This window comes from Sulfurimonas sp. (assembly GCF_029027585.1).
Classification (GTDB): domain Bacteria; phylum Campylobacterota; class Campylobacteria; order Campylobacterales; family Sulfurimonadaceae; genus Sulfurimonas.
On sequence record NZ_CP093397.1, the window covers coordinates 1,208,027 to 1,231,702 of the forward strand.

The window sequence follows — 23,676 nt, forward strand, 5'->3', positions numbered from 1 at the left end:
AATATTAATTATTGCATCATATCAGTAATGATATTAATTATCATTGACTTTAATCAACATTTGAGTTTTTTTCTCTAAAATGAGTAGTTTAATCTAGCATATACATATCGTCCTCTAATATAATACTTATTTTGTCCCTCACCAATATGTTTTACATCACTTAAGTTTTCAGCTCCTGCTCTAAGTGTTAAATCTTCTAGAAACTCTTTAGAAAATTGCAAACCTAAAGTAGCATAGTCATCTATAGTTGCACCATCAGATGCTTTTTGACTTCCTACATAGTTAACTCTAAAATCACTACCAATCTCCCATGGAAGGTCAATTGAAAGCTTTAAGTTAGCTGTGTGTGCAGGTCGATTATGCAATTCCTTTTTTGTATCTTTATTTTCAGTGTCAAGGAATGTATAGTTTAAATTAAAATCAAGTGTATCAAAGATTTTATTTTGAGTAAATTCCAATTCAACACCATCTATTCTAGCTTTACCTACATTTGAGTAAAGATACTCTCTGTAAGTCATTGGTCCAACTATTGTATCTCCTGTATGAAGATTATCTATGAGATCTGTTAGTTCAGTATGAAAATAAGTTGCTACAAATGTTATCTGATCTTTTTCATAATCATATCCTATCTCAAATGTATCAGATTTTTCAGGTTTTAGATTGTCATTACCATGAAACCTATGAAAAGTTTTAGGCATTCCATTAAATGGAGGTCCTGCTGGATAAAATTCTACAGGAATTGCAACACCGTACTCACTTGAGTTCTGCGTAACCGTTGGGGCACTAAAACCATGACCATATCCAGCCTTAAGTCTGCTATTATCACTCAACTTATATACAAGGTTTGCCTTAGGGGAAAACTCTCCACCAAACCTCTCATGCTTGTCATATCTAGCACCTATGGTAAGGATTGTACTACTTCCTATTTCAATTTCATCTTGCAAATATACAGAAGCATAGTTTATTGAATCTTCAAACCCTTTACTTGTGTCATCTGCCGCATCATCATATTTTTTTCTATACTTTTCTTTTCTATACTCCCCGCCAAATACTATGAAATTATTATCAAACGAAGCAATTTTTAATTCTGCATTAAGTGTATCATCACCCATTTTATGAGTATATTCAAACTGATCGGTATGAGAATCTGAAGTATTTTTGTAATATTTTACATTTAAACTAATATCGCTAAAGTCTTTTTGATAACCTATCGAATAGTGAGTTTTATCAATGTTATATAACTCTTTATACTCATTAGTCTCTCTTATTTCATTTCCTAAAATTGCAAATGCTGTTATTTGCTGAGTAGCATCTATATCAAACCAAGCTTTTAACATCAAGTTTTTAATCTTTTTACCCTCTACTTCTGTAGTTTTATCTACATCTTCAGGTTTTGTGGTTTTAGAATTTGCATACCCAATTATTGAAAAGCTGTCTGTTATTTTACCGCCTCCTGAAACTGAAAAATCTATATTTTCCCCTCCATCTCTTGAGCTATCTCCTCCTTCTAAGGTTATATCTCCCTGAATTTTTTCTACTGGTTTTTTAGTTATTATGTTAATAACTCCACCAATTGCACTTGAACCATAAAGTGCACTCATTGGTCCACGAATCACTTCTATCTTTGAAATAGCATTAATAGGTATCCAGTTGTACTGAAAATCACTATGACCAATCTGTGCGTCACTTCCAGAAATTCTCTCTCCATCCACCAAAATAAGTGTATCTTTAGAGTCGGTACCACGAATACTGATATTTTGTCTACCGTTAATAGAGGAGTCATTCATTCCCATATTTAAACCAACAACACCTTCTAAAATTTCTTGTATTGATGACGCCCCTGTTTTTTTTATGTCTTCTGCTGTAATAACAGAAAAACTCCCTGCTGTATCTAGTGCTGTTCTTTGTGTTTTTGCTGTTACAATAACATCTCTTAAATCATCAGCTGCATTTATAGAATTTATTAATATACTACTTACTAACAAACTTAAATATATTTTATTTTTCATTACTTTCCTTTACATATGATAATAATAAGCATTATCATTAAACAAATATAAAAAAGTTATCTTACTTTTTTATAAAACTACTTACCCCTTATTTCCCTCTCCTTATAAATTAAATTTTACTACTCCTCTTGTTTTGTTATCAATGCCAATTTATTTAAAGAGTGTGTTTTTAACAAGTCTAAAATTCGTACTACTCGAGAATATGGAACATCTTTATCAATGTAAAACATTATCATCTTTCCATCTTTTGCTAAAGGCAGTACCTTGAACATTATCTCTTCATAACTTACTTTATCTCCATTAACTGCAAGTGAGTCTTTTGATAATTCAATACTAAGAGTTTTTTTCTCTTGTACTTCTTTACTTGCTCCCGCGTTAGGAAGTTCAAGCATAAGAGCGAGTTCCTCTTTTTTAAAAACAGAACTCACTAAGAAAAAAATCAATAAAATAAATATAATATCAACCATAGGAGTCATATCTAACCCTAAGGGCTCACGACGCTTCATAAATTCCTGCTATTTTTTGTATTAATATCTGCTCTGTTTTATCTAATTCACCGATAAAATAATTGTAAAATATATAAGCTGGAATCGCTACAACTAATCCACCAACCGTTGTGATTAGTGCAGTTGAAATACCTTTTGCAAACTGTGTTGGGTCGCCAAGTCCATGAATCATAATCCCTTCAAATGCCATAAATATCCCAAGAACCGTGCCAAGAAGCCCTAAAAGTGGTGATATCGTTGATACAATCTTAAGAGTTGTAAGCCCCATCTCAAGTGGTGCAATTAAAGCGGCTGCTCTTAATTCTGCTCTATCTGATGGTAAATCAATATTTCTTGTACGAAATTTAAAAAGCGTAATAGAAGCTATTTTCCATATTATTATTATCGTTCCTACTATTGCCATAGCGAATAATATATACATAATTACTCCACCTTTATCTAAATAGTATTGCATTTTTTAATCCTTTAGTGCATATATTATTGGCACATTTAATTCCCATTTATCTAAATTTTGGGGTAGTGGCTTAAAACGATTCAGTTCTACTAAAAGCATTTTTGCCGCCTTATTTAATCTATTATATGGGCATGGGGAGTCTATCTTTACTGACTTAATATGTCCATATTTTGTAATAATAAAGGAAATTTTAACAACTCCTTGTTGATTCATTCTTCTTGCATGTCGTGGATATTTTAAGTGTTGTTTTATCCATGCTGCTAACTCTGAGAGATAAATATCTTTTTGTTCTTCAAGAAGATTTTTTCTAGCTTGTTGAGTTTTTCTAAACTCTTCTTCTCTTGCAAGTTTTTCTTTTTGAAGTTGCTCTAATATCTCTTGTTCTAACTTTTCTTTTTGTGCTAGTTTTTCTTTTATTTGAGCATCCTCATCTACAATCTGAGGTTTTTTTACAATTTTTTTTTCTACCTTCTTTACTACTCTTTTTCTAGGTTTCTTTATTGGTTTTTTAGGTAGCTTTTTTTCTGTCTTTATTCTTGTATTAACTATAGTCACATAATGTATGGACTCTGTTTTTGAAGCACTTAATTTTAAAGTATCAGTCTTTTTAATATTTTGAGCCAATAAAATTGATGCCATTAAAAGCGTACTAACAATGGCACCAATTAAAAAACTAAAATCTTCACTTCTTTTTATCATAACTTTTACTTTAAACTTTGCTTCTTGTTGCTTCGCATCTCTAAAAGAACACCAAGCAAGACTAAAAATAAAATAAACATCCACATTGCAACAGAATCATAGTTAACCTTTTCTTTTATATCTTTTTTTACTTCTTCAAGTTTTTGACCTTTAACTTTAGCTTTTACTTTTACTACTGGCTTGCTTTGTGCTTTTAGGGCATTTGCAACAGGAGTGGCAATAGGTATGCTTAAACCATAACCAGCCGCTTTTTGGGCCTTGATAAAGTCTTTTAGTTTATTATTTAGAGTTTTATGATTGTGTTTCTTAGATATCTCTTCTAAAGTTTCCACAAGCTTTTTAATTGTTTTAGCATCTGTTTGAAAGTACCCCTTTCTAACAGCTTCTAGCATCACCTCCGCCATTTGTGCACGAGCAGTAGGATTTGTTTTTTCAAACCACTCATCCATATTCATATCATACTTATCATCATAGTAAATCTCTACAAATTCTTGCCATTGGTCTGAACGAACACCATCGGGATAAACCACCTGCCATCCCCAAAAATTATTTACTACATCTAAAACACGAGTAGCACCACTATAACCGCTATCTTGCATCTCTTTTATCCACTTAGGATTATAGTACCTTGAACGCAACTCATTAGAAATAAATTCACTAACATCTTGCATCTTTGCATTATTTGGATCTCTTAGATTCGAGATTAGCATCTGTGGACTTTTACCATCTAAATGACGAATAGCAAGTGCGATTGAGCCAAAATATCCATAAGGGTCATCAGATGTCATCATCCCATACAGGTTTGATGTACGGCTAAACATTACAGCATCTGTGCCTTTTAAGTTTTGTGCAAACATATCTATATCTTTTACTCTTGTTCCCCATCTAGATTCATCAGAACCATAAATATAACCTGAAGTTCGAATAAAATTCTCAGCAATCCTCGTCTCTTTATCCCATGTCTCTGAAACGGACACAGTGCCTGAAACACCATTCCCATATTTACCTTGTGCTGCAGAGAACATACGAATGGTAGATAGATACTGAGCTTCTTTTTTATCATATCCCTTATCTAAGAGCATTTTTTTCAAAGATAGAGCATGTAGGCGAACATAATTATGCTCTTCTTTGAGAGCTGCAATCTTCTCAACTCCTTCATTGATTACTCTCATAACATTAGGAAAAGTATCACGATAAAGACCTGTTGCTTGTATAACCACATCTATGCGAGGTCTTTTTAACTCACTATAAGAGATAACTTCAACACCACTTATTTTCCCACGACCCATTTTCATCCCAGCATAAAACATCTCTTTCATCTTAGTAGGCATTAAAAAATCAAACATTTTAATTCTCTGGACTGTAACAAATGAAGCAATCCATTTGGCAAAATCTTCGCCAAACATCCCTGCTAACATTCCTTTTGCCATACTTTGAACCATCTCATCACTTATGCCACCTTCACTCCAAAGAGGTCTAATACCCATTGCATAAAGTATTTGGGATTCTAGTACACCAAAATGGCGCATAGTTTCTAGTGACCATAAATTAAAAGTTATCTTTTGAGGGTATTTCCCATGTTTTGCATAGTAGTTTTCAATATAATCTTTCATAATTTTAGAGCCTGTCTCATAGGCGGCCTCTGTTGGGATACGCTGGGGGTCAAAGCTATACATATTCATACCAGTAGGGATAGATTCAGGGCTTCTTACAGGATCACCACCTACGCTAGTTTCTATATATCCAGCATCTAAACCTTTTAATAAATTTTGCATCTCTTTATTGTTTACAAAATTATCTCTATAAATTCTTGCCGTTTGTATAAATGGTCTTAATCCACCATCGAGCGAATCCAGACTTTTGTTTTGTATAACATGCTTTTGTAGCATCTTATAAACTTTTGTTTTATTTAAATCTTTGTAGTTTATACCTGCTAGTCCATTTTCACCCTCAACAGTTTTTATAAAAGTATCTCCTAGCATTGACATGAGCGTTTGTACCATATGGTCATCTTTTGGATATGAACCATATTTATGCATACCAAGAGGAGTTAAGGTTGAACTTAAACCATTTAGATAATCATACAAATCTGACACAAAAACATCTGTCTCATTTTCCATCATCTCTTTAGTATATTTCATATCTTTATGTAAGCTCATCTTTATAGTTAAAGCTATAAGTTGCTTTTTATTGTTTTGTTTTACAGCATCACTACTCTGCTTATACTGGTTTATCAAATCCATAATATCACTTAACTCTTTGTAAGTTCCACTAACACCAAATGGCGGTGTTTGATGAGAAATCAATGTTGCTCTACCGCGTCTTTTTGCTTGGATGCCCTCTGCAAGATTATTTGTAATATATGGATATATATTTGGTAGTTCTCCAACACTAAGAAGAGGTGAATCGTAGATGCTAAGACCTCTCTCTTTTCCGTAAGTCCACTCATAAGTTCCGTGTGTACCTAGATGCACAATCGCATCATTTTGCTGTCTTACATATAGATATACTGCAAGGTAATGATGGGGTACTGGCGAGGCAGTATCATGATAGATTCTTCCCTCATAAATTTTTCTTCCCATTCTGTCTTGCCCAATATTGGAGCGACTAGGTTGTGGGAGTAAAGTAACCTTTCCTTTTTTCAGTCTTGGGATTATGAAGTATTTTTTTCCATCTTTGGTATGAAGAAATTTACTTTTTCTTGGATGTCCCCATTTTTTATTTATCTGATTTCGAGTCTCTTGTGGAAGTGTTAAATACCACTCATAATAGGTATCATAAGATAATAAATCAGCATATTTTTCATTATAAACACTATCTTTATAATAATATGCCATAGACTTAGGAAGCGTCTTGATAAAGTAATCACTACTCTCACTCTGAGTCTGATACCCTGCTTCTTTCATACTAGATAAAATACTAGACAAAGATTCTGGAAACTGCATATATGAAGCCCCAAAGTTATTTACACCTGGAGGATAGTTATAATAAAATATAGCTATATTTTTCTCTTTGTTTTGCTTTTGTTTTAGCTTAGAGTTATTTATAGCTATTTTCATAAACATATCTAACTGATAAGATATCGGTATTGTTTTTTTCGTAATTGGGTCTAAGGCACCCACTATTAACTGATCAGTATAACCGATATGTTCGGGAATAGTATAAGTCATCGGTATCCAGCTCATAGATATACCCTGCTTATCTTTTTCCCAAACTTCTTGTGAACCCTGACGATAAATAACACCATGCATAACTTTAAGACCTATTCTTGCATAGTCTTTTCTAAGTTGTTCTTGATCCATTATCATAACCTGAAAAGAGATTATCAAATCTATAAGTTGTTTTCCATCTTTTGTAAAAAAACGCTCTCCTGCAAAATCTTCTTCACCTACTTTTGTGTAAAAAACGATAGGAGTTATACCAGCACTTGTGAGTTGTTTAATTGCTGTATCTACAATTACAGTATCGTCAGAAGATATATTTTCTTTATGTATAACAATCCCAACCATTGGACTATTTTTTTCATCATCACTTAAAGTTTTCCAGTATTCATCTAAATTTTCAAAAGTACCCTTTCCTTTATTTGGATGATATATTCCCGTATTACTCATTTTGTGAACAGGTTGAGGATTCGTTTGTGTGGAAAAATATGCTCTTGCTAAAAAAGCAGCTCCTTGAGCATAGTTATATTTACCAGCTTGAGAGAAATAATCTAATATAGTAGAAGCAAACTCTTCATCCATATTTCCAAACTTTTTATACTCTAACTTTAAAGCGATATATGGTGTTTTAGTATCTTCTAAAATATCCTCATACCTGCGTAAAAGTGAGGCAACACCGTGTTTACCATCTAGTGCATCTATGATTACTAATCTTCTGTCTTTAAAAGTTTCTCTCGCTTTATCTTCATCTAGATTAAATATAATCTCTGAAGATATACTATATGGAGCAAGTTGCTCTTTTAAAAGTTCCGCTTTTCTCTCTTGGCGATTTTTACCCATATTTGTTGATAAGATAAGAATATCACTTTTGATATTCACCCCTTCATCCGCTTGAACAAATGGCATAAATAACAAAAGTGCCAATAATAAACAGCGTATCATATTTTCATATCCTTCTCTGGAACATATACAAATGAGCCATCTTCCATCTTGTATGAAATACCAGCTTTCTTTCCATTTCCTTCACCAATATTTCCTGTTGACTTAAAAGTTTTTATCTCTTTGCCTTTTTTAACCATTATTTCCATATTTTTCTTTCCAGCATTTTTTATAACCGTCACATCCTCGCTACTAAAAGGATTCAGTGGATTTTGAGATATGATAATCAACAAAGCAGCAATCACAACTAAAAATATATCTATCAAGTTTATGACAGAATTCATCGGATTGTTATCGTCATCATCATCATTTAGTAATCTAACAGCCATTAAGTTGCCTTTGCAACTTCGATGATATGTAATTCATCTGCGTACCATCTCTTTTTAATATTACCTATCCAGTAAGTAAGTGAAGCAGCAATAAGCCCTAGCGTTACTCCAGAAAAAGCTAAAATCAAACCATCACTCATACCTTGAATATTTCCATCTGTTAAAGCTTTAAGTGCAGGTCCAAGAGGGATAAGAGTTGCGATAAGACCCATCATTGGAGCAATTCTTGAAACATTACGAACATTCTCTAGTTTTTTAAATGCAAAAAGTTCTAACTTCTCCATACTTATCTGCTTGTCAGCGTTATAGTGTCGTAAAATAGGATATGCCCCATTTGTATTTAACTGCATAATATTCTTTCTACGAGATATACCCTCATAGATAAATGAGCCTAAAGCTATAAACGAATAAACAAACATTAGTAGTATTAAAACTAGTGTTGGAGTTAAGAAGAGTTGTGAAACTGTGTACATGGTAGTATCAATCATTTGAATCCCTTTTATTAAAGCTATATTAATAATAACTATTATTATCGATATAATAGCTATTAATTAATTAATTCAGTATTAAATTGATAACGATTATCGATTGTTATATTTATTTTTGAAACTATATAGAATAGGTAAGTAATATAGATTAATTATAGTTGCGTAGATAAGTCCAAACCCAATACTAACTGCTAAAGGTTGCATTAAAAGAGATTCTCCAGATGCAAAAAATATTAATGTACTTAAACCAACTATAGTAGTAATAGAAGTAAGAAGTATGGGTCTTACTCGCAAAGAAGCATTTTGAAGTAATTCACCTATATTTTCTGATTTTTTGATCATGCTCAGCATTATAAGTGTGTCGTTAATTACAATACCTATAAGTCCAACAAATCCAAGTAAAGATGAAAAAGAGATATCCATACCCATAACTTTATGACCTATAAGCACTCCTAAAAGAGAGAGCGGAATAACACTCAGGGCGAAGAAAGAGAGTCCAAGTGAAGAGAATAACCATGTTAAAATAATTAAAATTCCAAATAAAGCGAATAATAAAGATACAAAAATATCTTTTTTTATTTGATTATTAGTTTTTTGCTCTCCTTTTATAAAAACTTCTACTCCACTGTTTTTAATCATTTTAATTGTTGGTTTGAGCTTCTTATAAAAGACTCTAGAAGAAATTTTGTCTTTATCAAAACTGGCACTAAGTGTAAATATCTTTTGTAAATCATCTTTTTTTATTGTAGTAATATCTTTAGAAAAACTTACAATAGCTATATCTTTTAAACATACATTGTAGCTTTGATTTGGTACTTCTAAAGATAAGTTATAAAGTGAGTATAAATTATCATGGTTTGAGAAATCTATTCTAAGCTCTATAAGTTCAGCATTTGTATCTACAATTTTTGAAAGTTTTTGCATCGAAATAAAATTTCTCACTTTTGAAATAATTATTTTTTGGGTAAATCCAAGACTATTTCCAAATGTATTTAATGTAATTTCTACTTTTGACTCATCATATTTCATATCATCTTTAATACTATGAACACCCTTTATCTTTTTTATAGCTTCTTGCAGACTCTCCAAGGAGTTTTTAATCATCTTATTATCTTTGTGTGAAAGAGATATCTCCACATCATTTTTTACAACACCTGTTTGAGGTATATTTATACTAAATTCTAAAAAATTCTCTTTCAGATTATGTTTTTGTATTAAAGATTCTATCTTGTGTTGAATCTCTTTTGCATATAGAGTTCTTGTTCTATTTGAGTTTTCTGGCTCTTTATATGGTGCAAATATTGGGTTTATAACTCTGTTAAAAAAATCTTCATGTTTTTTTTGTTTTAGATTGATTGTTAATGTAAAAAGATTATCACCTTTTTCATGCATGGAACGACCATCACTATTCATGCCTATTATCATAGAAATTGAAGCTACATTTTCTGAGTCCAACTCTTTGATTAAAATATTTTCCAATTCTTTTATTTCTTGAAGTGTATAGCTGATAGCACCATTTTTAACTTTGCCAATTAGATTTATAGTCATAGCATCAAACTCTGGGAATAGCTGAAACACACTTGACTTTGCCAAATTATATGTTGTAAAAAGAGTAAAAAATATAATCACAAAACCCCATATATATCGTCTTTTTATGAAAAAAGATAGTGAGCTCACATAGAGTCCACTTAGCTTATTCCACATTCTATCCCTGATTCCATTTTTTTTGTCATTTAAGAACTTAAATGACAACTCCTTATAATGAAGCGGTAAAAATATAAAACTTTCAACAAATGAGCTAATCACCAAAATAATTACAATTAGAGGGATTATTTTAATAAAAACACCTAGTCCACCAGAGAGCATCGTTAAAGGTAGAAAAGCTATGATGGTTGTAAGCATAGATGCGAAGAGAATTGGCATCATCTCATTGGTTCCGTCTATACAGGCTTGTTTAATATTTTTACCCATGTTCGAATGACGATGAATATTTTCACTCACAACAATTGCCTCATCAACCAGTATCCCCAGACTTAGTAAAACTCCTATCATAGATAAAGTATTTAAAGATCCTTCAAAAAAATCCAAACCTATCAACCCAAAAGCAAAACTAACAGGAATTCCTAGGATAACAACAATAGCAATCTTTAAAGAGATAAAAAACCAAATGGAAAAAAATAGTAAGGTCAAGCCGATTATAATATTTGAGCCAATAGTATTAAGTCTTGTTTTTATCCAAAAAGAGCTGTCACTTAGAATTTTAAAATCAATATCTTGATAGTTGTTTTGATATGTTGAGATGATTTTTGTGATTTTTTTAGAGAGTTCTATACTATCCCCAAGTTTTGCTTTTTTTATGTTAATTATTACACTCTCTTTAGCATTTGTACGAGTAATAACATCTCTATCTTCATAATCATACTTTATATCTGCAATATTTTTAACATATATCAGTTTATCATCTATTTTTATCTCAGACTCAAGAAGCGTATTTATATCTATATTATCATTTTTACTTTCAACATAATATTTCTGTTTTTTAGAACTAATAGAACCTATGGGATACAGGGAGTATAAACCCATAAGTGCGTCATAGGCTTTCTCGTTTGATATACCATAAGCTATGAGTTTTTGCGGATTTAATGAAATGACAAGTAAAGAGTTATAATCTCCATCAAGAGTCACGCTATAGAGGTTTTTTAATTTTTTAATATCCTCGCTCAAATCTTTTGCAACTTCAATATACTCCATATTTATATTAGAAGATATAGATATATTGATAAGAGGAAAATAACTTTCCAAGATATCAACAGTTGGAATATCCATATCTTTTGGCAAATCTTGTTTTAAATTTTCAATTGAATTTTTTATATTATTAACTATTTGTTGTTTTGAAGTTTTATTTTTTATCTCGGCATTTATATGAAAAGTACCATTTGTAATAATCGTTTGTATATCAGTTAAGTTTTGATTATTTTGTAGAATACTCTCGATATCTTGAACAATTAGTTTATCTAGTATTGTGCTATTTGCGCCGTTATAGTGACCTTTTACACTTATCATATCCTGTGCACTAGGAGGAAACATCTCCTTAGGAATCTTGCTATAAGAAATAAAAGCAAGCAGAAGTAAAAATATAAAAAGTATATGGTTTAGCGATCTGTTTTCAAGACTCATGCTTATAAATTTTTTTATCATTTTGAAATAGTATAAAAATATAGCTTTTATTAATATTAATAATTAATATCATTTTAACCATCGATTAAGTTAAAATAACCTACAATTTTAATTATTATCAATTTTGATTATCAATTTTAATATTAATTTATAAAGGGAAAGAATGAAGAAAATAACAATTAGCGCATCATTAGCATTGTTAATGAGCTATTCTGCTAGTGCAACGGATAATATGAATGCTATCGAAGTCATAAGCATTGCAACTAAAACTCAAAAGAGTATAGACGGGGTTGCAGCCACTGTTGAAGTTATCACACACAAAGAGATAGAAAAGATGGGAGCGGCAAGTCTCAAAGATATTTTAGAGATGACTCCTGGGTTAACTATGCAATATGGAACATTTCCAAGTTCAAGCTCAAAAAGTAAGTCTTCTATCTCTATTCGTGGTATGGGTGCAAATGGAACACTATTTTTACTTGATGGCAGAAGACTCTCGGGAGAAGTTAAAAATCCTTATGATTTAGAGCGTATTCCAGCATCTATTATTCAAAGAATTGAAATTGTAAAAGGACCTATGAGTTCACTTTACGGTGCAGATGCGGTTGGTGGTGTTATCAATATCATTACAAAAAGACCAACTGATAAAATGAAAATTGATGTAGGGGCTAGATATGGTGCGAACAAAGATGGTGATGCACAAAATATCAACCTATCTTTCAGTATTCAAGGTAAAACTGGTGGTTTTGGTTATAGTGTATATGCAGGTTTAACAAAAACCGACCCTTACACTCAAACAGAAGTAGCAGACACTTGGGTCCCCATGGGAAGAAAACCATCTCAAACACCTTTTGCTGTTCTACCAGATATGACAAGTATTAAAGACAACTATGGTGTTGATACAACCTATAGAGAAGAGAGTACTATCTATACTTTAGGCACAAGCCTTTCCTATGATTTTACTTCTACTTTTACAGCAAGAATGGATGTAAACTACTTTAAAGAAGAAAGAGATGGAGTTTATATAGGCTATGCTCATCCATCAAACTTTAAATTTGTTGCAGGACCGAATGCAGGTAAAGATATTCCAACTTGGAATGCTCCGGTTAACTCACATGATGAAAACAACCGTCTTGATTTAAGTGTTGATATTGATTACTCTCCAGTTGAAGACTTAAATATAAAAGCTCGTATTTATAATTCTAGTTATAAAAAAAGAAATACAACAACCCTTAAATATTGGGCTGATTATAACTATGCTAACGAAGATGCTTCTACAAATGCAGCAATGAATGCTGATGTTGATGTTACTGTTTATGAAGCTTCTGCTACATATTTAGCAAGTGAATCGCATCTTCTAATAGGTGGTGCAGAATATCGAAATGAAAAAAGAAAATCTTCTGTATTTAATAATAATATCAGTGTTACAGAGAAAAAAGTTAATTACACATCAGTTTATTTTCAAGATGAGTGGGAAATTACTCAAGAATTTAATACAATTTTTGGTGCTAGGTATGAAGCCATAAGTAATGCTGAGAATAGACCAACATTTCGTGCAGGCGGTATCTATGCCTTTGATAAGTTAGCTAAACTTCGTGTAAATTTCGCACAAGGTTTTCGTACACCAGATATTCGTGAAATGTATATTAATATGAATACACCAAATGGTCCTCAAAAAGGTGCTGATGTAATGGGCTATGATTTAAAACCAGAATCTACTAATGCTTTTGAAGTGGGATTAGGTGGTCGTAATTCTAAGCTTAAATACGATCTTGTAGTTTTTTATAATCAAATAAAAAATAAAATTGAGCAAGTTCAAAGCGGAGCAATCACTACATTTGAAAATGTTTCAGATGCAAACACAAAAGGTATGGAACTATCATTTAATTACCAACTTCTAGAAAACTTAGATAGTAAATTCTTTTGGACTGAACTAAAAACTGAAAATGAAGATACAAAAAAAGATTTAGAATTTAATCCAGAAAGAACTTTTTTACTTGGTTTTGATTATCAAGCTACAAAAACACTCAACTTCGGAGTAACTGGAAAATATATAGGACAACAACACTATACGCAAATCATGAATAGAGGGGCTCCTACCCAAACTTCAGATTCAGATGCTAAAACAGATGCCTTTACAGTTGTGGATATTACTGCTAATTACACCATAAATAAAATGTTTGAGGTTTATGGCGGAGTAAACAATGTAAATGACGCAAAAATTGATGATGTCTTAGGTTCTAATGTTGGTAGATACTACTTTGCTGGTATCAGAGGTCATTTTTAATATTTAGCATGTGTAAGCATGTTAAATATATAAATAATTGAATGAGATGAAATGGGCATAAACAAACTAAATGATTGTATAACGAGAAACAGAGCAAACAGATCAAGAGTTAGAGAAGCAATTTATACTCTATTAATGAATAGTCATGAATGCTTAAATGTATCTCAAATCATTAAAGAACTTTCTATTTCATATCCTAAAAAACTTTCTCAAAATACTATATATAGACATCTAAATTTTTTTATAGAATGTAAATTAGTTATTGTCATACAAGATGATTTTAAAAGAGCATACTACTATCTCAAAGAAGATGCTCTTATGTTTTTTTGTGTTTGTACAGTTTGCACTCGTGTTACCAAGATAAATATGGATAATTCTATAGAGTTAGACGACTTTAAAGACACAGAATTTATTACAATACATAAAATATGTAATGAATGTAGTTCAAAACCATAAATGATAATGATTACCATTTTAAATAAATAATAAGTTTTCCTTTGTACAATTATGATATTAATTTTCAAAATTATAATCATAAAGGGAAAAAATGAATAAATTCATTAGATTAAGTTTAGTAGCGGCACTAGCAATTAGCACATCAGTATTTGCAGATGAGTCAAAAGAAGCAAATAGCATTCAAGAAATGTTTAGCAAGGGTACTGTAAGTGGGCAAATACGCTTAGGTTATGCTGCAAATAAGACGGAAACTGCTGGTGCAAAGGACACATCAGCAACTGCGATTGGTGGTCAACTAAAGTTTGAGACTGCAGCCATTAAAGGCTTTAGCCTAGGTGTTGCAATGTATACTTCTCACGCTATATCTGGACTAAGTGGCGATGCTAAGGATGGTGAATTCAATGGTGAACTAACTTCAGATAATGGTCAATATACAGAAGTAGCAGAGTCTTATATTAATTTTGATTACGAAGGTTTTAACTTTCGTGGTGGTCGTCAACTTATAGATACCCCACTAGCAGATAGTGATGATATTAGAATGACTCCACACACTTTTGAGGCATATATTGCTTCTTATACGCTAAAAGATTTAGGTTTGTCTTTTATTGCAGGAAGTGTACTAAATTGGCAAGGTGTTGATTCAGACTACGCTAATGTAACAAATGGTGTTTGGGCAAAAACTGGCGAAGATGGCACTTATGTCGGTGCGGTAACATATTCAAATGATATTATTGAAGCTAGCGCTTGGTACTATGATGTAACAAAGGCTGCTTCAGCAATATATACAGATGTAACTGGAACTATTGCAATTAATGATGATATTGAAATTGTTGTTGCTGCTCAATATCTTGGTGAAAGTGAAAAGGATAATGCGGCCGGTGCACCTAGTACAATTGAAGGAAGTATTATAGGGGCTATGGTTGAAGCTGGAATTTATGGCGCAACTTTATCAGTAGCTTACGATAGCGTAAGTGTAAAAGATGGAAACCAAATTTTTGAAGGATTTGGTGGTGGTTCTTCATATACCAACATCGATACTATGACAGCGGGTACTCTTCATGATGGTACTGTTGGTGATGGTAGTTCTTATACTATTGGTGCTGCTTATGAGATTGCTGGGGTAAACATATTTGGTGTTTATGGAGATTATCAAGCCGATGCTGTTACTGGAGGGGTAAAAGCCCATGTAACTGAAATAAATGTAGGTTTAGAATATGAGTACAATGAAGGTGAAGCTGATGTAGCATTTATTTATGTTATAGGAGAGGATAAAGAATCTTCTGCTAAAACAGACTTTGATAATGATCGTATTCAACTAGTAATGAACTACAACTTCTAAAACCATGCCCTTCGGGGCATATATTCTTCTTTTACACATTTACTTAGTCAAAAATCTTGACACTTTTGATTAAGTTTATGTATTAAATAAATTTATAAAATAAAGGTATTAAAATGATAAAACAAAAAAAATTAACATTATCTATCGTAGCTTCTTTAGCAGTAGTTTCTTTAGCAATGGCCGCGCCATATGCAAATACTAAAACTACTGTTTTAGATAAAACATTCAAAACAGCAGGAGCAATGTTTGCTTATACTGAATTTGAACTCTCTGGTGAACCATTAGCTGAGGCATTAGGACTTGATCTTGATACATTAGATCCAAATGCAATAAATGAACCTACTGAATTTGACTACACAACAGGTATTGAAAGTTATGAGTATAGCGAAGAAGCTATGTATGCTCTAAACTACCAATCAAAAATGGGACCTCACTTAGTAAATGGACTACTAAACAAACAAAGGGGTGGGAATATGCAATCTCTTGCAAAAAGATTTATTCATTTTGCCAAAGTTACAGGGAATGACCCTGAAATAATTCCTCTAAATATGCACCCTACTGCCCTTCCATATATCTCTGGTCTTCCAGAATTTGCCTCAAAAGTTGATACTACTACTGTAAATAGTGATGAAGTTATAGTATTTAGACATGGTAAAGAAAAAAAAATCAGAACTTCTGTTCCTGCTTATTTAAGAGATTATAAAACTCTGTCTTGGAAAGAAAGTGGTATGGATAAAACTTTTAATCCTGCAGCCTTTGGTGGTGCTTTACTTAAAGATATTATGTGGGCTCAAGATTTCTTAGGTGGCATGCATGTAACTCTAACAGATGAAGAAGTAGAAGCTTCAAGTTCTACTATGGACCATGATGGGAAACATACACTAGGTGTATCTTCAGCAGATGGAGTAAACGGTGCTATATTAACTGAACTTTCGCATGAAAGAATTCTTTATATGCAAGAAAAACTTGGATTTAATGGTCAAAAACTAGGTGTAACTATAACTCCTAAATATAATGCTAAGAAAAATCCAATTTGGTTTGCTAACAAAGTAGCAGTTACTGAAGGTAAACGAAATGGCACGAAATCAGTTAAAACTTTAAAAGTTATTGAGTCTCACTCAAGTTTAAGAGATACTTGGGGTGTACTATGGCCAATGAGTGAATTTTATGCATTTAGTGACCAAAGAAAGAACAATAAAAATCAAAACCCAGCATTTTCAAGCGTGTTTGATGGTGATCCATTCAAAAAAGCACCATCTAAGAATACAGATGCTAACACAAAAAATAATATTAAGAGTGATGATGCTTTCTCAGTAGCAAGCAACTTATCTAATATGCTATTTCAAAATATGACAACTTTGCACTTTAACAAAAAAGCTGGAACACTTGTAGATAGATATGATGGAAAACAAGGAGCAAGAGTTACAACTTTTGATGCAGCTTATTCTATGGAAGCTTTAAGAATTTTTCAAAGAGTTACAGATGCACTTCCAGTTGGATATGGCTCAGGAGAAGGTGCAGCATCTCTTGAAACAGCACAAGGTAAAAAAGCAATTAAGCTTATTAAAACACAAGCAAACTTCTTAATCAGTAACCTTAAATGCAAAGATGGTCTCTACTTTGATGGTTATATTTTAAATAAAGGTGTTGTAAAAACTAAATCAATTGGCACACAGTTTGCAGTAGTAAGAGGTCTTACATCAGCATACTTAGCAACTCATAACAAAAAGTACAGAAAAGAAGCAAGAGCTCTTATGGTAGCAATTGAGAAAAATATGTATGATAAAGATATTGGTACTTATGTAGATGCTTCTAAAGAATATACACCTTATTCTATTGGTGCGACGAGTGGTGGACTAAGAGATGCAATGCAACATCTTAAAAATACTGGTAACGAGAGTGAACCATCACTAGAACTTAAAAACCTTACAGATAGATTTACAAGATGGTTCCAATTGGTTATAAATGGAAACTCTACAACACAAGGTGCTCAACTTTCAGAATGGTTACTTGATACTGGTGAGTTTGTAGATGCAGCAAACAAAAGCGACAACAATAGTGATAAAGATAATGTTACCTCAATCACAGGAAACAATACAGCTATGACTATGGCAGCAAAAGTTAAACTGTCAAAATAAATATACTACTTAATATTGATATTTATTTTCAATATTAAGTAGTCTTTTACTATTATTTCTATATAATTGATACTGATTATTAATATAATGGAGTTTCTATTGAATAGACATAATACAAAAATCTACACGAATAAAAAAACTACAATATGAAAAGTATTTACATAGAGATATCAGTTATTCTCATGTTTTTGACAGGCATACTGCAATGGGATATTTTAAATATAGAATGGGAATATTTTACAACGCTACAAGCTATACATATTATAAGTTCTGTTTTCGTATCTGTTATTCTTATTATTCCATTTGTAAATATGCATCTATACAAGTATAGAAACAATATCCTAGCAAATAGAAGAAATTCTACAAATGGTATGATACTTGGTCTAACACTTTTTCTCATAATCTTAAGTGGTGGATATCTGTTTTTTATTGGAAATCGTGGTGGTGATACTATTGGTAATTACGCATTTTTAGTCCATCTCTACGGTTCTTTCGTTTTAGTATTTTTTCTTTGGTATCACACTGCTTTTTCAAAAGCAAATAAACGAAGAAAAAAGAAATCTGCTCAAAACAGAGCTAGGCTACAATCTATTGCTGTTAGTCTATTTATTTTAGGGCTACTTTTCCCAGCTTACCTATACTCATCTGTCAGTAGTTCAGCTATGTACTTGACAAATGACAATAAGTTTATTTATAGTGCAAACGGGGATGGAGGTAGTGTTACTAAGATAGATGCTCTATCAGGAAAAGTAATCTTCGAAATAACTCTTGGAGAAGATATAAGAACTATTGCTTTTAATGATGACGAATCTATATACGGCATTACAAATTACAAACAAAATAAAATTACATTTTTAAACAAAAAAAATAAAATTATTAAAACTATTAAAACAAAAAATAGACCTTACGCCATAATTTATGATAAAAAAAATAGATACTTTTTTGTAACTATTTTTGAAGATAATGAGCTTTTAATTATAGATGATAAAAATTTTAAGATTATTAAAACATTAAAAACTGCAAAAACACCAAGAGGTATGGCTCTGACTGATGATGGTAGGCTTTTGGTAACTCATGCGATGATAGGTGAAGTGAGTATTTATGATAGTAGAACATTTATAAAACTAAAAAGTATTTCCTTACAATCCACAAAAAATGATGATGAGTTTATACCACAGGGACTACCAAAATACTTAGATAACATAAAAATAAAACCAGATGGGAGCGAAGCTTGGATTCCACATATTTTATGGAACTTTGACCATCCATTTCAATTTCAATCAACAATTTTTCCTACAATTTCTATTATCTCATTAAAAAAAGGCGATGAAAAAGAGTTAGATAAAAAACGAAAAAATCTCTTTAAAGAGATAAATATACTTACTAATGATAATAAAACAATGATTGTGTCAAACCCTTTTGATATAGCTTTTAATAAAGATGGAAGTAAAGCTTTTGTTACACTAAGTGGTAGTGAAGATGTTATGGTTTTTAATATAGGAAGAAGTAGCGGTAGAAAAAATAAAAAACTTCATAGAAAAAGAGGTAAAAGAAAAGGCAATGGGGCAAAAGTTACCCAAATATTTAGAGCATACCCTAACAATACAAATCCAAAATATATACTAGCCAACCCAACAAATGATAATCTTTATGTTCAAAATGCTTCAAGACTTGACATGACACTATTAGATAGTGGTGGCGCGCATCCTTTTGCAAGAGTAACTTTGAAAAAAGACAAATTTGCACAACTTGTTAAGAATGATCCATTGGAAAAAGATTTACGACAAGGAAAGATGCTATTTAATAATGCAAACACAAATACTCATAAATCTACTCCTATGACTGGAGATTTTTGGATGAGTTGTAACTCTTGTCATTTTGAAGGATTTAATTTTACAAATGGTTTTCTTTTTGAAGCTACAAAACTAAAAGACAAAAGTAAAAAAGCAAATGTTGGACATGACAGACTAGATGGTTTTGTATCAAAGGCTCCGTTAGCTGATTATATAAGGTTTGCCACAGATGCACAAGGTGGAATGGGGTTTGACAAAAAAGCGAAACTACCTTTAGTTGATCCTAAAAATATGGGTAAAGAACTAGAAAAAAAGATGGAAAACTTACATAAATATGTAACAAGTAAAGAAAATCTACGATACTTATCTTCTTGGATAAAACTTGAAGATGATGTAGAAAAATACCATGTAGAGGATTGGACAAATTCTGCAAAATGTAAGTCTTGTCATAATGAAATCTTTAATCAATGGGCAGATTCAAATCATAAAAATTTAGTAGGAACAAATCCCTACTATATGGTACTTGAGAATGTAGCAGCACAGGTTGAAGGCGAAGGCTTTAGAAAATGGTGCATGAGTTGCCATAACCCATCTGGTGTAACCACAGGACTCTCTCATACTACCGACACGATGGAAAATCTTTTCCAAAGTGGCGCAACTACATTAATAGATGAACTAGAAAAATATGGAAATACAAAACTTGAAGAGGGTGTTAGTTGCGTAGCTTGTCACAGAATTACAAAAATTGAAGATGCTGGAGGGAATGCTGCATATACGCTAAATCTAACCGAGCGACGAAAATACGCTTTAGAAGATAGTAATTCAGATGTAGGACAGTGGCTAAGTGAGAAATTTATAAATTCTAAACCAAAAGAGCATTTAGAGAGTTATATGAAACCGATATATAAAGATCCTGTTTATTGTGCTAGTTGTCATGATGAATTTTCTCCTGGTAAAGGAAGTAAGATAGTATCAACCTACAAAGAGTGGCAAAACTCACCATTTAACAATCCAGATGATCCAACTAAGCATAAAACTTGTATTGATTGTCATATGACAAATATGAGTGATGGTAAATATTCACCTTTGGTTGGTCGTTCAACTGATGGCGGAAAAATAAAAAAAGATGTAAAAGTACATTATTTTAGTGGTTCAAATCATTTCTTATCAGGACTCAAAAACAAAGTACATGAAGACCAAACAATACAACTACTAAGAACTTCAGCAAAACTTGGAGTTGACATAAAAGACAACCAAGTAAAAGTATTTGTTACAAATGTTGGCGCTGGTCATCATCTTCCTACTGGTGTTGCAGATTTTAGGGAGCTATGGCTTGATATAACACTTAAAGATAGAAACTCAAATATTATTTTTGAAAGTGGAAAATTAAAAGAAGATGGAAACCTAGGTACAGATGCAAGACCTTTCATGAAGGTTTTTGGAGATGAAGATGGCAAACCTGTTGGACTTTTATTTTGGAAATATAAAAAACTTTTAAGTGATAGCAGAATTCCCGCTGGCCAAACAAGAGTTGAGAGTTATGATATACCAAATATCAAATCACTAAAGTATCCATTAACTGTAGAAGTCAAGTTAAATTTTAGAGTATATCCGCAATGGGTAACAGATGCTGTACGAAAAGCATATCCAAAATTACCAAATCCACCAGTTATTGAACTAGAAAAAATAATAAAGGAATTTAATTAATGTTAGCAAGTTTTTTAATTACATTTAGAGAAGGGCTTGAAGCTTTTTTAATAGTAGGAATCATCATTTCTTATTTAGGAAAACTACAAGCTACAAAATATAATAAATATATTTATCTTGGAGTAACACTAGGAGTAATAGTATCTCTTATTATCGCTTATATTTTTCAAGTAGTATTACTTGGGATTGATGATGCAAATTTAAAACACTATTTAATGATAGGTATTTTACTTTTTGCAACAATTGTTTTATCATACATGGTTGTTTGGATGGCGAATCAATCAAAAAATATTAAAGGTGAAATTGAAGAAAATTTAAATAATCTTGTAACTACTGGAAATATCTTAGGAATGGTTTTTTTAGCATTTCTTGCCGTATTACGAGAAGGCTTTGAAACTGTATTATTTTTCTCAAGTTTAAGTTTAAGTCAAAATATCACGATGCAAGATGGTGCTATAGGTGGTGGTTTAGGACTTGTTTTATCTGTTATATTAGTCTATTTAATTATGAAAGGTGCAAAAAACATACCTCTTAGAGAATTTTTTAAATGGACTGGACTACTTATCCTTATCATAGCAGGTGGACTTTTTGGTAGTGCAGTTTCTATGATGCAAGCGAGTGAACTGCTCCCTACCTTTGTACCTGTGGTGTATGATATCTCAGGCATACTTGATGACAGAGGTTTATTTGGAACATTTTTAAGAGCTTTGTTTGGCTACAACTCATCACCTACCCTACTTCACTTACTTTCATGGAGTTCTTACATGATAGGTGCTATTTATTTATGGAGAAAAACTTATAGTGCAAAATAATGATATAGTTATAATTGGTGGCGGTGTCGCAGGATTAATTGCTGGTATTGAGCTAATTAAAAGTGGCAAATCTGTTACAATTTTAGAAAAAGAGTCAACTGTTGGTGGACAATGTAAAACAGAAGTATTAAAAGTAGGTGATAAAGAGTTTAGATTTGATTATGGTGGTCATAGATTTATAACAAACAATCAAAAACTTTTAAATTTCGTTGAGGAGATACTTGATGATGACTTACTAACATCACAAAGAAGTTCAGTTATACTGCATCAAAATAAAGTTTACGAATATCCCTTAAATCTTAAAAACCTTTTGAGAGTAGCACCTTTAAAACTTTTAATCGGTGCTTCTTTTGATACTATAAAAATAATACTTAAAATCACTCCAAGAGATGATACAAACTTTAAAACTTGGATAAGTTCAAGGTTTGGTAAATCTTTATATGAACATTTTTTTGGTCCATATACTCAAAAACTTTGGGGAATCAAACCAGAGCTTTTAAGTGCTGACTGGGCAGGACAGAGAATATCATTAATAGATTTAAAAGATGTAGTTAAAAAACTATTTGCAAAAAGTAAAAAAACTGCTAGAACTTATGCAAGAAGTTATAGATATCCAAAGTATGGCTTTGGTCAACTACCACTTAAAATGGCAGAACAATTTAAAAAACTAGGTGGTAAAATATTTGTTGATGAGGAAGTTTTAAGTTTTGTAGTTGTGGATAATAATATAGATACTATCCGAACAACTAATCATACTTTCAAAGCAAACAAAGTCATCTCAACAATGCCACTAAATGAAATATCAACTAAGCTTGGCTTTGATTCAGGTTTAGGATTTAGAAGTTTAAGATTTTTATGCTTAGGACTTAGTGTTAAAGATTTTTCACCACATACTTGGCAATATGTAAGTGATTACAACTTACTCCCTACAAGAATACAAGAACCAAAGAGAAGATCGCCTTTTATGGCTCCATCTGGTGAGAGTTCTATAATGTTAGAAATTCCATGTAATAAAGATGATGAAATCTGGAAGATGAATGATGAAAAACTTTTGGAGATAGTAAAAAAAGATTTAAAAAAACTAAACTTTGATATTGAAGATAAGATAATTGATTATTTTTCTTTTACAACACAACATGCTTATACTATGATGGATATCAATTATAATCAAAAAAGAGATGAAACCATAAAGTATTTAAATAAATTCCAAAACCTCATAATGGCAGGAAGACAAGGTACTTTTAGATATATTTTTCTTGATACTGCTATGGAAACTGGATTAATGGCAGCTGATTTAGTCTTAGGTAAAGGTATAACAAAAGAACAAATATACAATCACAGAAATGAAAAAACTGTGATTGAAACTAAAAATATAGGAGAGTGAA

At 31.7% G+C, this 23,676-nt stretch carries 15 protein-coding genes; 7 read left to right on the forward strand and 8 right to left on the reverse strand.

What is annotated here, in order from left to right:
• Positions 1-74: 74 nt before the first annotated feature.
• The 8 genes from MOV50_RS06295 to MOV50_RS06330 all read right to left on the reverse strand — a co-directional run bounded on the left by MOV50_RS06295 (position 75) and on the right by MOV50_RS06330 (position 11,783).
• Positions 75-2,009, reverse strand: a complete 1,935-nt coding sequence (locus MOV50_RS06295) for a TonB-dependent receptor plug domain-containing protein (protein WP_321779547.1) — start codon at positions 2,007-2,009, stop codon at positions 75-77.
• A gap of 119 nt (positions 2,010-2,128) precedes the next feature.
• Complete coding sequence (locus tag MOV50_RS06300; protein WP_321779548.1) at positions 2,129-2,515, reverse strand: biopolymer transporter ExbD; 387 nt, start codon at positions 2,513-2,515, stop codon at positions 2,129-2,131.
• Positions 2,502-2,969: a MotA/TolQ/ExbB proton channel family protein gene (locus MOV50_RS06305; RefSeq protein WP_321779549.1), complete on the reverse strand. Its 468-nt coding sequence runs from the start codon at positions 2,967-2,969 to the stop codon at positions 2,502-2,504. The genes MOV50_RS06300 and MOV50_RS06305 overlap by 14 nt, the downstream gene beginning before the upstream one ends.
• Before the next feature lie 3 nt (positions 2,970-2,972).
• On the reverse strand, positions 2,973-3,668 hold the full coding sequence (locus MOV50_RS06310) for a TonB family protein (protein ID WP_321779550.1): 696 nt from the start codon (positions 3,666-3,668) through the stop codon (positions 2,973-2,975).
• Positions 3,669-3,673: 5 nt separating this feature from the next.
• Positions 3,674-7,771, reverse strand: coding sequence for a cobaltochelatase subunit CobN (locus MOV50_RS06315; protein WP_321779551.1), 4,098 nt, complete (start codon positions 7,769-7,771; stop codon positions 3,674-3,676).
• Positions 7,768-8,097 (reverse strand): DUF2149 domain-containing protein, encoded by a 330-nt coding sequence (locus MOV50_RS06320; RefSeq protein ID WP_321779552.1) that lies wholly within the window; start codon positions 8,095-8,097, stop codon positions 7,768-7,770. The genes MOV50_RS06315 and MOV50_RS06320 overlap by 4 nt, the downstream gene beginning before the upstream one ends.
• Positions 8,097-8,585: a MotA/TolQ/ExbB proton channel family protein gene (locus tag MOV50_RS06325; RefSeq protein WP_321779553.1), complete on the reverse strand. Its 489-nt coding sequence runs from the start codon at positions 8,583-8,585 to the stop codon at positions 8,097-8,099. Before MOV50_RS06325 ends, MOV50_RS06320 begins: the two co-directional genes overlap by 1 nt.
• 93 nt (positions 8,586-8,678) lie before the next feature.
• Positions 8,679-11,783: an efflux RND transporter permease subunit gene (locus MOV50_RS06330; RefSeq protein ID WP_321779554.1), complete on the reverse strand. Its 3,105-nt coding sequence runs from the start codon at positions 11,781-11,783 to the stop codon at positions 8,679-8,681.
• A 142-nt stretch (positions 11,784-11,925) separates the two neighbouring features.
• Between MOV50_RS06330 and MOV50_RS06335 the strand changes: the two genes are divergently transcribed.
• The 7 genes from MOV50_RS06335 (at position 11,926) to MOV50_RS06365 (ending at position 23,675) form a co-directional block, all read left to right on the forward strand.
• On the forward strand, positions 11,926-14,046 hold the full coding sequence (locus MOV50_RS06335; protein ID WP_321779555.1) for a TonB-dependent receptor: 2,121 nt from the start codon (positions 11,926-11,928) through the stop codon (positions 14,044-14,046).
• Positions 14,047-14,097: 51 nt separating this feature from the next.
• The gene (locus MOV50_RS06340; RefSeq protein ID WP_321779556.1) at positions 14,098-14,502 is read left to right on the forward strand and encodes a transcriptional repressor; all 405 of its coding nucleotides are present in this window, start codon (positions 14,098-14,100) and stop codon (positions 14,500-14,502) included.
• 91 nt (positions 14,503-14,593) lie between these two features.
• Entirely contained in the window at positions 14,594-15,841 is a 1,248-nt protein-coding gene (locus MOV50_RS06345) for an OprD family outer membrane porin (protein WP_321779557.1), read from the forward strand.
• Positions 15,842-15,954: 113 nt separating this feature from the next.
• Positions 15,955-17,979, forward strand: a complete 2,025-nt coding sequence (locus MOV50_RS06350) for a hypothetical protein (RefSeq protein WP_321779558.1) — start codon at positions 15,955-15,957, stop codon at positions 17,977-17,979.
• Positions 17,980-18,125: 146 nt separating this feature from the next.
• The gene (locus MOV50_RS06355) at positions 18,126-21,479 is read left to right on the forward strand and encodes a multiheme c-type cytochrome (RefSeq protein ID WP_321779559.1); all 3,354 of its coding nucleotides are present in this window, start codon (positions 18,126-18,128) and stop codon (positions 21,477-21,479) included.
• Positions 21,479-22,291: an FTR1 family iron permease gene (locus tag MOV50_RS06360; protein WP_321779560.1), complete on the forward strand. Its 813-nt coding sequence runs from the start codon at positions 21,479-21,481 to the stop codon at positions 22,289-22,291. The genes MOV50_RS06355 and MOV50_RS06360 overlap by 1 nt, the downstream gene beginning before the upstream one ends.
• Positions 22,281-23,675, forward strand: a complete 1,395-nt coding sequence (locus tag MOV50_RS06365; protein WP_321779561.1) for an FAD-dependent oxidoreductase — start codon at positions 22,281-22,283, stop codon at positions 23,673-23,675. The genes MOV50_RS06360 and MOV50_RS06365 overlap by 11 nt, the downstream gene beginning before the upstream one ends.
• Position 23,676: the final 1 nt, after the last annotated feature.

Coding starts and splice junctions, on each gene's coding strand:
- MOV50_RS06300 (WP_321779548.1), bottom strand. CDS start 2,515: ATGAAGCGTCGTGAGCCCTTAGGGTTAGATATGACTCCTATGGTTGAT.
- MOV50_RS06350 (WP_321779558.1), top strand. CDS start 15,955: ATGATAAAACAAAAAAAATTAACATTATCTATCGTAGCTTCTTTAGCA.
- MOV50_RS06315 (WP_321779551.1), bottom strand. CDS start 7,771: ATGATACGCTGTTTATTATTGGCACTTTTGTTATTTATGCCATTTGTT.
- MOV50_RS06355 (WP_321779559.1), top strand. CDS start 18,126: ATGAAAAGTATTTACATAGAGATATCAGTTATTCTCATGTTTTTGACA.
- MOV50_RS06340 (WP_321779556.1), top strand. CDS start 14,098: ATGGGCATAAACAAACTAAATGATTGTATAACGAGAAACAGAGCAAAC.
- MOV50_RS06345 (WP_321779557.1), top strand. CDS start 14,594: ATGAATAAATTCATTAGATTAAGTTTAGTAGCGGCACTAGCAATTAGC.
- MOV50_RS06295 (WP_321779547.1), bottom strand. CDS start 2,009: ATGAAAAATAAAATATATTTAAGTTTGTTAGTAAGTAGTATATTAATA.
- MOV50_RS06330 (WP_321779554.1), bottom strand. CDS start 11,783: ATGATAAAAAAATTTATAAGCATGAGTCTTGAAAACAGATCGCTAAAC.
- MOV50_RS06325 (WP_321779553.1), bottom strand. CDS start 8,585: ATGATTGATACTACCATGTACACAGTTTCACAACTCTTCTTAACTCCA.
- MOV50_RS06360 (WP_321779560.1), top strand. CDS start 21,479: ATGTTAGCAAGTTTTTTAATTACATTTAGAGAAGGGCTTGAAGCTTTT.
- MOV50_RS06305 (WP_321779549.1), bottom strand. CDS start 2,969: ATGCAATACTATTTAGATAAAGGTGGAGTAATTATGTATATATTATTC.
- MOV50_RS06320 (WP_321779552.1), bottom strand. CDS start 8,097: ATGGCTGTTAGATTACTAAATGATGATGATGACGATAACAATCCGATG.
- MOV50_RS06335 (WP_321779555.1), top strand. CDS start 11,926: ATGAAGAAAATAACAATTAGCGCATCATTAGCATTGTTAATGAGCTAT.
- MOV50_RS06310 (WP_321779550.1), bottom strand. CDS start 3,668: ATGATAAAAAGAAGTGAAGATTTTAGTTTTTTAATTGGTGCCATTGTT.